This window comes from Acaryochloris sp. 'Moss Beach', from assembly GCF_021497025.1.
GTDB lineage: Bacteria > Cyanobacteriota > Cyanobacteriia > Thermosynechococcales > Thermosynechococcaceae > Acaryochloris > Acaryochloris marina_A.
This window is the reverse complement of the sequence record NZ_CP071722.1, coordinates 117,635-132,256: the sequence shown is the minus strand read 5'-3', so window position 1 is coordinate 132,256 and position 14,622 is coordinate 117,635. Positions and strand designations below refer to the sequence as shown.

Annotated in this window: 13 protein-coding genes; 6 read left to right on the top strand and 7 right to left on the bottom strand. The window is 46.8% G+C overall.

From position 1 onward, the window contains the following. Window positions 1–1,734: a serine/threonine-protein kinase gene (locus tag HRE53_RS32215; protein ID WP_235112539.1), complete on the top strand. Its 1,734-nt coding sequence runs from the start codon at window positions 1–3 to the stop codon at window positions 1,732–1,734. 52 nt (window positions 1,735–1,786) lie between these two features. After that, a complete protein-coding gene (locus HRE53_RS32210) occupies window positions 1,787–2,674 on the top strand; it encodes a tetratricopeptide repeat protein (RefSeq protein ID WP_235112538.1) in 888 nt (295 codons plus the stop codon). Here the strand turns inward: HRE53_RS32210 and HRE53_RS32205 are convergent. From HRE53_RS32205 to HRE53_RS32185, 6 genes are all read right to left on the bottom strand, one after another. After that, on the bottom strand, window positions 2,660–5,047 hold the full coding sequence (locus HRE53_RS32205; protein ID WP_235112537.1) for a CHAT domain-containing protein: 2,388 nt from the start codon (window positions 5,045–5,047) through the stop codon (window positions 2,660–2,662). The two genes, HRE53_RS32210 and HRE53_RS32205, sit on opposite strands and share 15 nt — an antisense overlap. A 2-nt stretch (window positions 5,048–5,049) precedes the next feature. After that, complete coding sequence (locus HRE53_RS32200; RefSeq protein ID WP_235112535.1) at window positions 5,050–6,753, bottom strand: ShlB/FhaC/HecB family hemolysin secretion/activation protein; 1,704 nt, start codon at window positions 6,751–6,753, stop codon at window positions 5,050–5,052. Window positions 6,754–6,772: 19 nt separating this feature from the next. Next, window positions 6,773–7,702 carry a hypothetical protein gene (locus tag HRE53_RS32195; protein ID WP_235112534.1) on the bottom strand — a complete coding sequence of 310 codons (930 nt, stop codon included), beginning with the start codon at window positions 7,700–7,702 and terminating at the stop codon, window positions 6,773–6,775. A 562-nt stretch (window positions 7,703–8,264) separates the two neighbouring features. Further along, on the bottom strand, window positions 8,265–9,047 hold the full coding sequence (locus HRE53_RS32190; RefSeq protein ID WP_255801660.1) for a filamentous hemagglutinin N-terminal domain-containing protein: 783 nt from the start codon (window positions 9,045–9,047) through the stop codon (window positions 8,265–8,267). After that, window positions 9,031–9,255, bottom strand: a complete 225-nt coding sequence (locus tag HRE53_RS35455) for a hypothetical protein (RefSeq protein ID WP_396133524.1) — start codon at window positions 9,253–9,255, stop codon at window positions 9,031–9,033. Before HRE53_RS35455 ends, HRE53_RS32190 begins: the two co-directional genes overlap by 17 nt. 69 nt (window positions 9,256–9,324) lie before the next feature. Continuing rightward, window positions 9,325–10,794, bottom strand: a complete 1,470-nt coding sequence (locus HRE53_RS32185; RefSeq protein WP_235112533.1) for an NAD(P)/FAD-dependent oxidoreductase — start codon at window positions 10,792–10,794, stop codon at window positions 9,325–9,327. Window positions 10,795–10,913: 119 nt separating this feature from the next. On the opposite strand from HRE53_RS32185, the gene HRE53_RS32180 reads away from it, so the two are divergent. The 4 genes from HRE53_RS32180 (at window position 10,914) to HRE53_RS32165 (ending at window position 13,272) form a co-directional block, all read left to right on the top strand. Further along, window positions 10,914–11,357 (top strand): double-stranded RNA binding motif domain-containing protein, encoded by a 444-nt coding sequence (locus HRE53_RS32180; RefSeq protein WP_235112532.1) that lies wholly within the window; start codon window positions 10,914–10,916, stop codon window positions 11,355–11,357. 73 nt (window positions 11,358–11,430) lie between these two features. Next, window positions 11,431–12,051, top strand: coding sequence for a hypothetical protein (locus HRE53_RS32175; protein ID WP_235112530.1), 621 nt, complete (start codon window positions 11,431–11,433; stop codon window positions 12,049–12,051). Between the two features lie 174 nt (window positions 12,052–12,225). Then, window positions 12,226–12,462 (top strand): hypothetical protein, encoded by a 237-nt coding sequence (locus tag HRE53_RS32170; protein ID WP_212666982.1) that lies wholly within the window; start codon window positions 12,226–12,228, stop codon window positions 12,460–12,462. A 282-nt stretch (window positions 12,463–12,744) separates the two neighbouring features. Next, window positions 12,745–13,272 (top strand): thermonuclease family protein, encoded by a 528-nt coding sequence (locus tag HRE53_RS32165; protein ID WP_235112529.1) that lies wholly within the window; start codon window positions 12,745–12,747, stop codon window positions 13,270–13,272. A gap of 108 nt (window positions 13,273–13,380) precedes the next feature. On the opposite strand, the gene HRE53_RS32160 is transcribed toward HRE53_RS32165, so the two are convergent. Further along, the gene (locus tag HRE53_RS32160) at window positions 13,381–14,487 is read right to left on the bottom strand and encodes a hypothetical protein (protein WP_235112143.1); all 1,107 of its coding nucleotides are present in this window, start codon (window positions 14,485–14,487) and stop codon (window positions 13,381–13,383) included. Window positions 14,488–14,622: the final 135 nt, after the last annotated feature.

Here is a 14,622-nt window from a genome sequence, read left to right as displayed (position 1 = left end):
GTGTCTTACTGTATTAATCCAAATTGCACTCAACGAGAGAATCCACCCGGCATTGATTTATGCCAAGGGTGTGGCACCGCTTTGCTGATCAAAGATAAGTACAGGCTCTTGCGCCCCATACGCTCTTTGGATACGAGCAAACAGCTTTACCCCTCTGAGACTGAAATTTTTGAGTGCATTGATACCAAAGGCAACCCCAAAGATCCCCCCAATACTCCGAAAATATTCAAGATACTCAATTCGGCAGATCCAAAATTAAAGCAACTCGCGAAGCGTGAAGCATACGCTTTGATGAAATTGTACGAATACCCTAATACGCCTAAAGTTCATGTCAAAGACTATTTCGAGTATCAGGATGAGCATTTCCCAGACACGCTGATCTGCACGGCCATCGAGAAAATTGAAGGGGTGGATTTAAAGGTCTGGCTAGCTGAGAATGGCCATGCGACCTCTGATCAGCTCAAAGGTTGGCTAGGTCAACTGTGCGAAATCTTAGCAGTCATCCATGAAAGAAATTATTTTCATCGGGATATCAAGCCTTCTAACATCATGCTTCGACCAGATGGCAGGTTGGTGTTGATCGATTTTGGCACCGTGAGGGATGTTTCAAAAACCTACATTGCCAAGCTGATCGGACCAGATAATAAAACCCCTATTCAAGGGGCCACGGATGTGACGATGGTCCGCACCTTTGGTTACTCCCCCCCTGAACAGCTCTACGGCAAAGCTCTCCCCCAATCTGATTTTTTTGCCCTTGGGAGAACCTTAATCCACTTGGCTACGGGGATTCATCCCAATGACTTACCGGAAGTGGAGGATCGGGTAGTATGGCGTGATCAAGCGAACAATATTGATCCAGACCTCGCTGACTTAATTGACCGTTTGTGTGATCCAATCTCCACGAATCGGCCCAGGAATACTGAGGCAATCCTCGCGGATCTAGCTCAGCCTCCTCGAAAAACCCCTGTCTCTAAACGACCTTATTTCCTTCAGTCAAAATGGATTTATGTAGCCCTAGGCATGGGTATTGCAACTGCCATTAACTGGGGCTTGATGCACTATCTCAAACCCGGCGAGATGTTGACAAGCAAAAACTATCTTACTCAGGGCTTGTCTGAGTTGAGAGTTAGGGACTTACCTGCGGCGCAAGCCTCTCTCTCTGAAGCCATTCGGCTTAATCCGAAAAACGAAGAAGCCCATTACTATTTAGCGTTTACATGTGCCGAAGTTCGTAATCATGATTGCGCCGTCAATCATTACCAAAAGGCCATTGACCTCAATCCCAAGGACTGGGAAAGCCAATTTGCTTTGGCGAGTCTCTATGAAAAGTTAGAAAAGGAAGACAAGGCAAAACCCTTACTGAAGTCAGCTCATTCGATTGATCCCAAAGCCCCTGAACCGCTCAATAATTTAGCACGTTTGGCACTTTTAGAAGGTCATGCAAGGGAAGGTCAACAACTGGCTCAAAAAGCTCTCAAGCTAACAAAAAGGCCCATTATGAAATCCATAATATACAAGAATTTAGGATGGGCTGCTTTTCTCCAAAAAGATCAGAAACTGGCCTATCAGTATCTGAATAAATCGATTGAGTTCAACCCTGAACTCCCTGATCCCTATTGTCTCCTCAATCAGATAGAGCCTAGTCTTAAGTATCGAGAAGCCTGCATTAGCCTCATCTCAGAGCGATCTGAGGTCCGTGAATGGCGTAAGGTATTATTAAAGCAAGAAACCTAAAGCTTAAGGAATATATTCTGCTAATCTATTCCTTAGTTGAAGAATAATTTGTATGGATAAATTTATTCCTAGGAATTATTTAGGGTTAGTAACTTTTGGGGGAGTTGTAATTCAAACCCTAGTCCCTACAATTCCTGTTATTGCTGAACCGATAAAAAAATGTCCACCCGTTATCCGTTCACTGAAGACGAATCGGCTTTACTGTGCCCATGAGTTAAAGGTGCTTCAGAGGAGAATGACGGAAAAAGACGCAGGTTTTCTCTGTTTCCTAGTCCGGGCGATTATTCCCGCCAATGACTGGATCAAAACGAATCAATGCTTTCCTAAAACCAATTTTTCCAGCGAAACGGGGAAAAAGATTATTCCCAAGCCCAAGGGATCGAGAACGGCTTTCAAACTGTTGAAGCCATTGGGAAACATACAACTCACGACTCAACCGATTATCGCTTGGCAACCCGTTCCCCAGGCTAGATATCGCATCACTGTCGAACATGGAGGTCGGTGGCTGTGGTCTCAGACAACCAAAACTACTGAAATACCCCTCCCAGCCTCCAAGCCGTTAAAGGAGGGCAACACCTATAAAATCAGTGTCGTCGCCTTCAGGGATAACCAACCGATTGCGGAGGATATCACCACGATTCGGTTAGTCAAATCTCAGCAAATCCAAGACATTGACGATTTGATCCAGCAAGCCAGCAACCTTGCTCCAGATCCTCTCAGTCGAGGATTAGACAAGGCGATGATGCTGTACCATTTGGGGCTATTAGATGCTGCTGTTAAGGAGTTACGCACCCTCACCCAATATCTAGAACCAGAGGTGTACTCCCAACTGGGCTTAATCCACCAGGAAGCGGGGCATCAGGACATGGCTCAAGACTATTTTGACAAAGCCTCAGAACTCGCTAAGCGTCCATCTAGGCCCATCTCACAATTGAACTAGGACGTAATTGGCCCAATAGTAGGGATGACCATAATCTGATCTTAAAAGCTTCAATTGAGCCTGTCTCAACCGTTCATGCATCGACCGGGGTTCGTTGATATCGGCGTAAAATGCTCGGGACAACAGTACAGACGCAGCAGCATCTGCTGACCACAGGGAGGCGACCGTATTTCTCGCCCCTGATTGAGCGGATAGACCCGCTAATCCCAACAATGATCTCGGATCCCCTGCTGCACTGTGGCAGGCGCTTAAAAACAGCAGATCCAGTCCTTCATTATCAGCTTCTAGAACCCCACTAATCTCTTGGACCGTCAAGGGCCGGTCCCAGGCCAGCAGAAAAGTTTGAGTTGGATCTGAGCTAAATTGCCCGTGGGTACTTAGGTGAAGGATCTTGGCAGTGGGCCGTGCCACATTATCCAATAAGTTGTCGTGGGTAAAATCTTGGTTGAGTAAAAGCTTCGCATCCGGGTATTGGGCCTGAATCGCATCGACTTCTTGAGCGACTTCTGGCAAGGGTTCCAATAAGGTTTCTTCTAAGCTGGGGCTTTGGGTAGAGACTCCCCCGACAACGACGCCAGGCTGATTGGATGAGTTGAGGGATGTTTTCACATAACCATTCGACAGGGCAATGGGGTTGCGTTCAATCAGATACCGTTCACCATCATGGAGAAACCCCATTGGAATATTTTGGAGCGGCCCATTCAGGTGAAATTTGATGGGGACATTTTCTGGTATCAGGTTTTGGGATAAGGCTGGAGCCAGTATCAGCTGGTGCAACGATTGGGCGAGGGGCAGATATTGCTCTGGGGTGGTATCAAAGAACCGTTTATCCTGAATCATCGTCGTTATTTCAGCGGTGATGCGCTGGAGCTGCTCGGGGTCTACGGAATAGTGTCGATCTCCCACGATCACCGTCGTTTGGTCAGCTAGATCCAGGATTTGCACGACCACTTCACCAATGGGGTTTTGGTCGGCTAGAGGAGCTAGATTAGTCTCCCCACATCGAAGGTAGTTTTGTAATTCAGCGAGTCTCAAGCGTTGATTGGTTTGAGCTACGAGCTTTAAATTGGGGTTTTCTGATTTGAGCAGTAGGCCCATGTACTGTTGGTATACGGGTTCCACTTCCGCTTTAAAGGAGAACTGCAGATCCGATGACACGGGCAGCAGGTTCCAGCGCACCTGCTCCAGGGCGTTGATCGCGGATTGGTAGGATGCGATCGCATTGGGTATCTGCCCCGATTGCTCATACTGCTGGGCGAGGGCACTACGCCACTGATACAAGGCATCCCAAGCCTGCTCGGAGTGGGCAAATTGGGCGGCTAAGTTGAAGGATCGCATGGAGAGGTCACCTTGCCCACTCCGCTGATACAGATCACCAAGCTGACCATAGACAAAGGAGAGTGCCCGGTAATGATCCAATTCTTCAGCGATCTGTTGGGCCGATTGAGCCTGGTCAAAGGCCATCATGAGGGGATGTTTCCCGGCTCCATTCGGCTGTTGGGCGAGAAGCTTGGAGAGTTTGAGATGGGTGTAAATGCGCTCTAAGGGGGGAAGTTGGTTGAGGTCCGCTTGCTGGAGGGATACCAGAATTTCAGCGTGCTTGGGTGCCACCTGCTCCTGTAATTCCGAAATTTCAAAAATGCCGTCTCTATCCCGTTGTAGCCATCGGTCGATGTCCTGATAGAGGTCTAGCCAATTGAGCTGCGCTTTCAGCTGGTAGGGGGTATTGTTCAGTTCTTGGTAACTCTCAAAAGCTTTAAGGGCTTTATCCCTAGCTGCTGTTACGTTTTTGGCTCGAACGATGGCTTCACCACTAATCTGAAATTTCTGGATCGCGTCTTTCACCTTAAAGGATCGGGTGTTGGCGAGGTTGAGAGTCAAGGCTTGGCGCTGGGGGGTATCACCAAGGGTTTCCGCTTTTGAGATCGCAAGCTTGAGGACTTGCTCTGAGATTTCTAATTTACCGAGCTGCTGGAGGATGGTGCCGAGATGCTGGAGGGCGATTAGGTCCGTGGCATCATAGGATCGGTTGGTAAGGGATACGGTGGAGCGCACTTCCGTTTGGCAATAGTCCGTGACTAAGGCCAGGGCTTTACTGACTTGGGTGCAGGCATTGAAATATTGGCCGAGTTGCTGGAAGGCCAGGGATTGATTAATTAAGCTACCTTTGATGCCATCTCGGTGATTGGCTCGTTGATAGAGTTTAAGCGCTTTTGCCCAGGACTCATAGGCATCGCTGGGATTTCCCCGCTCAAGCTGTTGGTGCCCCTGGACGGTGAGGGCATCGGCTTGATCCATTAGTGTGAGATCGGCAGCTCGGACACTGGGAATGACCAGTAGGGATAATAGCAAGATTTTGGATAGATGTTTCAAGACTAAAACCTCCAACTAACGGAAAGGTGCAGACCTTCTTCTTGCACGGTCGGACGACGCTCTGAACGATTGAGTAAGGGAATGCCATAGTCGATGCGGGCACTAAGGCTATCGCCTAAATCGTACCGCAGCCCCAGGCCCACGGAGGCCAAGGTTTGGCTTTGGTTGGGGAGGAACCGATCCCCTTGGTTGAATGCATGACCAATGTCGATAAATGGGACTATTTGCAGGGTTCCAGAATCCCCTGAAATCAGAGGTACACGTAATTCTGAGGACACAAAGAGGCCACTATCCCGCGTGATGCCATCTTGCCGAAATCCTCGGACGGTGGAGACTCCCCCCAAACTAAATTGTTCAGACGGAATAAGGGGACCATCCGCGAATTGGACACCTGCGCGATTGACCCAAGTGAATTTTGAGAATTGATGTGCCCAAAGTGTTTGACCTCTCCAAGCGAAGGAAGTGCCATTACCAAAAAGTTCTGCGTTGCGAGTTGCAATGGGTAAACCGAAGTTGAACTGTGATCTGATAATCAAGCTGTCGTTTTGATCTCGATTGGCGAATTCCTGAATGAGTCGGAGGACGGTGGAATTGGTTTGGCCCGTCTCGTCTGCGCCTTCTGTTAGGGGAAAAGGAACACCCAGTATTGATTCATCATTCTCTAAACGGGACAAGCTGACACCGAGGGCAAACTCTTGGATCAGATCACCACTGATCTTTCTGTAGATCGGTTGACGATAGGACAACTCGTATTGAATGGCGTTGGTATTGAGGTCAATGAGGTTAAAGGGTTCTTCGGTTATGTCGTTATCCCCATAGGTAAAGCTCACACTCAGGGTGCCATTCTTGGCGTTGACGGGGACAGCATAGTTGCCACTAATCACATTGCTGCCGGTCGTGTTGCGGTAGGTGAGGCTGAAGATATCCCCCAGGCCCGTGACGTTGCGATAGGCCGCCGTTGCGCCTCTTTCAAATGTCCCTACGGAGGGTGAGCGATTGTTATTGGCAAATACCTCTACAGCTAACGGTTTAGCGGGTTCTACTGCAAGGGCAAGAATGGCTTGGCCTGCATTTTGGCTAGGTCGAAGTTGAACATTAAGGCCCTCAACCAGCGGATCAATTTGCAGCCATCTCAAGGTTTCCTGGATCTTCTGCTCTCTGAGAACTCCTTTTGTAACGGGGTTTACCCTGGCCCGGACGTAGTTCTCAAGGCGTTTGGCTCCCGAAATTTCTATTTCTGATACCTTCCCTTCTATGATTTGGAGGGTGATTTCTGCATTAGAAGGGTCAATCTCAGCTCCGGTATCAGCGACAATCGCGCCAGAGTTGAGATACCCCTCACTGACATAGAGCTGAGTAATCGCCTCTTCTAGTTGGAAGAGTTCACCGACACTGATGGGTTTCCCGATGTATTCCGAGACAACTACCTGTAACTGCTCGTCCGTGAATAGCGTATTGCCTTGAAAGATAAAGCGGCTTGGGGTCAGGATGACTGCAGTGTCAGCCTGGGGGTCAATCCCGGACGGTAGACGAAATGGATTGATGTCAAGGGGAGTGACGGGTGGAGCTGAGGGAGTGGGGGTCTCTGGGCTTGGTTTGGGTAGAGGCAGTGTATCAGGCAGGATCGGAGTTTCTTGAGCGAGTAGCTGTGAAGAACCACAGCACAAGATACCCAAGCTAAGGAGGAGGGGAATGCGTTTATTCATACTTGTCGGACGAGGATGGTTATCCAGCTTTAGCTTGTTGATCTGTGTGACAAGCCTTTAATTGAGCGGCTACGGCTGGGGCATACTGATCCGCTTTTCGTGGATCATTCACAAAGGTGATAGTGCCGTTAGGATTCGTTTTCCAGCCTACAACCCGTTTTAAGGGCTTAATTTCCCCCGTTTCAGGATCAACATATGTGAGTCGTCGCTGATCATACCTTGCTTTTGCCGCTTGGAGCCAACCGCCATCAGCAGGAGAGCGAGTGATGGGACTGGTGGGCTTACCTGCGGTTCCAACTCGATAATAGGCAAGGTTCGTGCTGTTTGAGTCTCCACAAGCTGAGTAGAGGTCGGGGGGATCTACCTGAATATTGAGATCTGGGTCTTGGCTAAAATCGGTGATTTCTGCCTCGACTTCGACACTGCCATCAAATTGGGTACCGAGTTGAGAGGTGGCTGTGATTTGAGTATCAGGCGATAAGAAGATACCAAGGGCGTTGATATCGATGTTCCCTCCCTGAGCATCTTCTGCATTGGCACTGATAACAGCCTTACCTAGGGCAACTAATATACCAGTGTTAACTGAAATATTCCCACCCATACCAAGCTGTTGAGTTGATGCAGTGATTGAGCTATCCCGAAGAAAGACAGAATTGGCATCAAGATTTATGTTCCCACCCTCACCCCCTTCCGTGGTGGCACTAATTTGGCTATTTTTATCAACGATAATTTCACTCGCTGAGATTTTGAGTTCTCCTGCATCACCTGTTCCTTCATTACGAACAGAAACGCGTCCCTTATCTTTAATCAACAATTGAGGAGTATTGATAAATATCCTTCCAGAATTTCCGCTAGGAATGGCAGGTAAATTAAACAATGGCCGCAATATAGGATTGATTACTATAGCTTCGGCGGTGATTGTAGTCTCAGGGATAGAATCTGATCCCATACCATCAACCTGAACGTATTGCGTAGCATTAATTATCAAGCTGCCACCATGACCCGAACTTAATACTGTCGTACTAACCGCCCCTCCGTTAGTAATACTTAGTTTTGATGTATCAATAGCTATATTCCCTGCATTGCCTAACCCTAAACTTGCAGCTTGTAGCAATGATCCTTGTCTCGTTATTGGTTCAAGTCCAAAAATCTCAATTAAATCTGCTTTAATTGAAATATTCCCGCCATTTCCTTTGTCAAGAGTCACGGAAGACAATCGCCCTCCATCACTGACAACCAGATTTGGGGCAATAATGTCAACATCTCCAGCATTGCCAGAATTAACTGCAATAGCATTGATCTGACTAACTAACCCAGGGTTAATGCTTGAGCTTCTTTCTATATTTAGATTATTGGCTGCATTAATTGATATATCACTTCCTGATCCTGAAGAAAAAGTCAGAGCATTTAGAGTAGCTCCAAATCTAAAGGAGATGGATGAAGAAGTAAGGGATATGGGAGCACCTGATCCTGAAGAAAGTGCTTCAGTATATAGTCCTGACGATTTCTCACTAGTGAATGGGTCGTTGACGGGAGCGGGAGTATCTGCAAAATTTAGTAATTCCGTTGCTGCCAATTTCAGTTTTTTTATCTGGAACTACGCCTTGATTTTGCATTAACGCTATAGATTTCTCTAGGAAATTAATCTGTCTTCCATAAATCCCAATTGATGCATTTCCTTGTCCTGTAGTATCCAGTAAAGATCGATTCTGGAAGAGGATGTTCTTAAAAGTAAGGTTAGGGTCATCGTAATTTAGGGTCCATCTTGGATTAGCAGCGCTGAAGGTTACAGTGCCTACCTCTACGCTCCCAATTTCCAATTGACCACCTGGTGTGTAGACAGCGCCACCATCGAATACTATATCCCCACCTACTAACGCTAAAGTCTTTCCTGGAGATACTTGTAAGCCTGGTGGATTATCGTCCCTTAAAGAAGGTAAAAATAACCCGTTGGGGATTTGGTGGCCTGTGTTTGTTACACGAATTTCACCTGAGTTAAAACCAAAATCAACTCCTACAGGCTCTGCATTCGTAAGTCCAGGAACAACTTGAGGTGCTATAGCGCTAAATTGTGTACCATCAGCGAAATTAATGCGATTGGCTGTAGTTCCCAAAAATGACCCGCCGATATCTAGTCGGGCATTTTCCCCAAAAACAATCCCATTAGGATTAATAAAAAACAAGTTGGCCGAGCCATTAGCCTTAAGTATGCCGTCAATATTAGAAGCCGAATTACCTGTTACCCGACTGATAATATTCCTGATATTGGCACTATTATTAAAAAAAAGCTGTATTACCTTTAGGAACAGAAAAGCTTTGGAAGCTATGAAATACGTTATCCCCTCTAGTTATGCCAGCATCAATCTGAGCAGTATTTTCTAAAGGTGTAACTCGTGAATTTACCGTTCCATCTGGGATGACTTGTGCGAGTGTTGATGTTGTCTCAAACAGGCTAAGGGAAACTACAACAATCGCAGTTTTTCTATTGAACAGACTTAGCATACTAATCTTTAGACATAAAGAGGCTATTCAAGTATCGTTGAACTCCACTTGAGCCCTAGCAATATATTTTTATTCTTCTCCGAGGGTTTCTACTGATGGATATTCACGACGATGAAGAATTTCATTAAAGTCGTCCCATTGTTGTTGTGTCCATTGGTGACAATCCATCGTTGCATCTTGTACTTTTTCAGCAAAAGGCATTCGAATATGTTCATATTGCTCAAATGCTTTCATCATTTTATGTTCATCATTCAAGCCATTCTCTTGAGCCAGCTTGGTTATGAGTGAAACAAGAATAGCAGCATCCTCAAATCCTTGATTAGCACCCTGTGCCATGAATGGAGGCATTGCATGAGCAGCATCCCCAGATAGAACAACACGTCCTTTAAACCAATGTGGTTGAGAGTCGTCTTGAGTATTCACCTGATGCATATAAAAAAGTCGGTGAGATACTTTGTCAGGATTTGATAAACCTACTAAGTCTACTAGTATCGATGGGAAATCAGCTTTCTGTAATGTTTGTTTGCCTAACTCAAGAATCTCAGTACGTGACTTATCTAAAAACGAATCAATTGCAAAAGGGGCATAAAGCAAATAAATTATCGTATCATTTGGCAGGCGAATCAAAATGATCCGTAGTAGTTTTAGCTCTGGGTAAGCAAGGTTGTCAGAATTATTATGTAATGTGGTAAATTGCTCTCCTTGTATATACAGCGTGTCTAGTTCTTTGACTATTGAGCTAGGCACATTTGCAATTGTTGAGCTAATCGCTGAAAAACCAGAGTACTGAGGTTCTACCCATTTCTTTGACTCGTCATTCTTGTAAAGAACTTGACGCATGTTTGAATTTATTCCATCTGCTGCGACCACCAGCTTGGCGTAAAAAGATTTATGTTCAGACTCTTGGGTGTCTTGAGTCAATGTAGAGGGTTCTACACTTGATTTCATCATTTCCCAATGAGCAAAAGGATTATTTGAGATTATTGCATCTGAGGCTGTATCGACTCGGACCCATTTTTCTTCTTCTTCTACATGAATACATTTATGGTTGGCTTTAATATCATCTATGGGGATCAAACTTCTCAAGTTTGTTTGTAAGTCAAACCAAGAGATATTTACTCGTCCTTCACCATAGCGATCAAACCAGCTTTGGAAGTCAGTGGAAAATGAGCGCGTCGTTTCGCCATGTATATTCTTTTGACGCCATAGCTTTTTTGGAGGAGGGGTTGAGTTCTCTTTTTTTCCAACTGTGTTAGTTGAAGGTGGCTTGCTACCTGAAGCTTGAATAGTCTTTAAAGCATTTTCTACAATTTTCTCGTATGCATCTGAATCGATATATTTTATTGCCCGTAATCCATTCGGTAGTAGATCCAATCCTTGTCCCACTTTACGAAATTCACGAGTCTGATCGATGACGAGGATATTTGTGATACCTCTCTTTCGTAAACCAATTGCTGTTGCCAAGCCTACTGGACCCGCACCAACAATTAAGACATCATAGATTTTCCGTGGAACATCGGAACCACTGATATCAGTCATGGCTATCAATTTATTTTTTTTTGAGCTTTAAAACAAAAGGGGAGCAATGGAGCCAGAAATAAGCAGATAATTCTCTAAAACCTCATGTACCGAACGATACCACTTTTTTGGAGGCGACTTTGCGATCGCAACATTCTCACAACCTAACGATTCAACTGACCGAAGATCACCTTGGATTCCTCGCATACGTGTACCCGAATGAAGACCCAGAAGATGCCCTGATCAAACTCCTGGAGCATGCAAGGAAACAAGCCATTCGACAGGCAGAGAAGCAGGTCAGGGTCACACATCTGGACCAAGAAGCCGAAGAAAATCAAGATAAGACCCCAGAGAAACCCGTTAGCCAGGGGGATGATGGGGTGGAGAATCCGATCGGTGAGCTACAGGAGTTGTGTCAGCGGCAGCAGATCTCCATGCCCAGGTATGAGTTTGAGACGATACCGGAAGGATTTCGCTGTATGGTGCTGGCGATGGGCCTAGAGGGAGTTGGTGAGGGGCGATCGAAGAAAGAGGCGAAGGTGCGGGCTGCGAAAAGACTGCTTGGCAAAGCTGCTCCAAATTAAGCTTTCCCCAGAAATCCCCCAGAGTATATCCCTGAAGGCTACACTGGCTTTGCCTTAGTAGAGGATATCTGCAATGCCACCCCAACTCATCTCACTGAAGCCCAAACCACCAGCCCAAACCACGCTGACACCCTCGACAAACACCGAAGCAACCCCCGCATACCCAGACAAGGCATCATTCCCGACCATCGACAGGAAAGATGAGCTGCCAGTGAAGCGCAAGGCAACTCTACAGCCTGAAGATGATGATCGCACCATTGACCCCACCCCCAAATACGACCGCAGTGAACCCACCGATACTCGGAGAACGCAGCGAGGGTATTCAGCTCGGCAAACACCAGGACGAGTCCGACCCCCCAGAGTGTCTAGAGCTTTTGAGTCCAAATTCCACGCACTTGAGAAGCGTCAAAAGAATCTGGTTCAGCAGACCAAGCAAAAGGGCCAGCTTGAGTATCTGACCGTTTCTCGAAGCAGTTCAGGGAAATACTGGATCACCATCGAGGGCAGCGGTAGGCCATTCATCAGAATTTCGTTTGAAACACCTGAGTTTTGCTACGAGTGTGCTTTGGAATTAGAGGATACATTCGATGTGTTGCAGGTGTTGAGTCTGCGGCCAGGGGAAACCATTGAGCGGATTGAGGAGATGATCGGAGTGTGGCTGGACCGGGAACGGGTGGCGAGGGCTTGGGGTTAGGCTGGGTTGTGAAGTTTGCATATGTGGATGGCCTTAACCTGCGTAATATCGCTATCAGGGGAAATTACTAGGAGTTTGTTGTCGCTTCTCACTAATAATCAGTAATCTCTCTGTTTTAATTAAAATCCCTTTACCTGATGATATGAAGGCACACAGGGATAAAGCGAAGATATTATGTTGACAAGTTTTTTGGCCGAAGTATTAGCCGTTACCTTTGACAACCTGACCCAGACAGCAACGATGTTTGAGTGTGTAGAAGAAGCATCTGAAGAATTAAGTCCAGAAGCAAAGCAGAGATTAGCACTCGTCCATACAGGTTTAGCAATGGCTATCCAGGCAATGGAATTCGATGAGCTACAGCAATTGATCAAGCAATCTGAAAATTATTTTGATTTTCAAGAAATAGGCTGATGTTGGCCTAATGTATTGCAGCTCCACAGAATTCTACTTGAAGCCGTCTTTGAAATAAAGGACACGTTCAATATTTCACGGGTGATCGGGCTGTGTCCTGGTGAGACAATGGAGCGGATTGAGGAGATGGTTCAGATGGGGCTGGAGCGGTTAGAGGTTCTGGAGTCACAACCATATTTCACAGAGATCTGCCCAAACTGTGGCGAGAGTTTTGGCAATAGCAGACCAATCCACTACGATTGCAGGGAATGTGGATGGATGGACGATTCAATCAATTAAGCTATGAAAAATATAAGTCCAATCTTCTCCCTCCTCCTTACCCCTCTACTTTTTGGGTGCAGCCCACCCCCCAGCACCACGACCAACGACATTGATCCGGTAAAGACAATCTCCTATACGGTTGCCAGCACTAGCGATGGCGATACCCTCAAAGTGCAATCTCACGACGGTACATCGAGCAAAGTCCGTGTTGGATGTATTGATGCGCCTGAGTCCTCGCAGGAGTATGGACCGGAGGCAGGCCAAAGACTCAAAGCATTGCTACCCAGTGGAGCAACAATCGAGCTTCGGGAAATTGATATTGATCAATATGGCCGAACAGTAGCGGAGATCTATTCTGATGGGAAATCGGTTGGGCTTCAGCTTGTCCGTGAAGGATATACCGTGGTGTATCACCGTTACTTGGATGGGTGTGCTGATACAGCAGATCAGTATGTTGCCGCTGAGGAAGAGGCGCGATCTCAGAAGCTCAATTTCTGGAGCCAGAGTGACCCAGTGATGCCGTGGGACTATCGGAGAGGGAAGCGGTGACAATTTATTTGGTCATGGGCCAATCCATTTGACCAGCTTTGGAACTATGGTTTGACCTTTACCCGTGCCTTACTTCCTCCGGTAGTTAGGTGAGATTATCTCAGCCCCCTATTCTTGAGAAGCTATATAAACCGGTGCTCTGAGGATCTGAGCTTCGGTCCAAATGTGTTCAGTTAATCCAACTGCCATGGCAGGAGTTCTCTGTTGAAAGCGCTTTTTACCCTCGGTTACTTCTAGAGGAGTTCGTAAACTGCGATGCACTCTCACCCAGTTGTAAACTGTAGCACTCCACCAAGCAACGGCCTGACGAGTATTACTGCGATGAGCGAAAGCAAGTGAGCGTCTGACTTGATGAGCATTCATCCGTCGTGCAGTGCCATTGAAACGCTCCACAGTTGAGGTGTTGGGAATGTTGTACCCTATTTCATCTAGCGCTTGATTGATCCGTTGCCAGCTCCCATGAGCTTTGCTCACCTCTACAGCTTCTAACTTTTGTCCCTGACGATGCTTGATGACTTGGACGTGGGCAAGGGTTCGAGGAATCCGATACTTGGGAGTTGGGAGGTCGACCCATCGTGCTTTGACGGGGGGGGGGAGGTAAGACACCCCGAAGATGACCGGAAAGAGAGTGCGATAACTCGCTTCTCCATCGGTCATCAGCACCAGGTCTTGGGGATGAGCTAGTCGTCTGTGACTGCCTTGCATCAGCCTTTCTATCAGGTCTGTGTTACGGGGACCAATTGCCACGTGGACAATGAATTTACTGGCGGCATCAATGGATACCGCATCCCAACACTGCTGCTTTTTGCTGGCGACGTATCCATGACGTTCGTCCATCTCTAGTATGTCGATATCCAGTTGCTGAGCTTCCTGCTCATGAAAGTCCTGGGCATGCTGACCAAACTTGAGGGTCAAACGTTTCACCGTATCCGGATGGGTGTAGGTCAGACGTGATGTTCCTTTGATAGACGTTCCTTCTGCAATTTGACGACCTACTTCTATTGCTCGAGATTCAGGGATTTTTGTATTCCAAAAGGCAGTGTTCTTGCGTTCACTGAACTCTGCTCCACAGCTATGACAGCGCAGATACCGTATTCGATCTTGTCCGTATACTTTACGTACTGTTAAATTCTCAAGGCCCGCTTGACCATAGCTTTCACAGTTAGAGTTCACGCAAGCTAGCTCTGAAAGTAATGGCCTTTTTTTCTCTTCCATGGGAGTATCTTGGCTCAATAACTCCCTTCAGCAATACCTTTTTCGAGCCTCCCTTAGCTAGAGGGGCTGAGATAATCTCACCTAACTACCCTTCCTCCGCAACGAAGTACATTCAGCAAACTCCAATGAATCAGA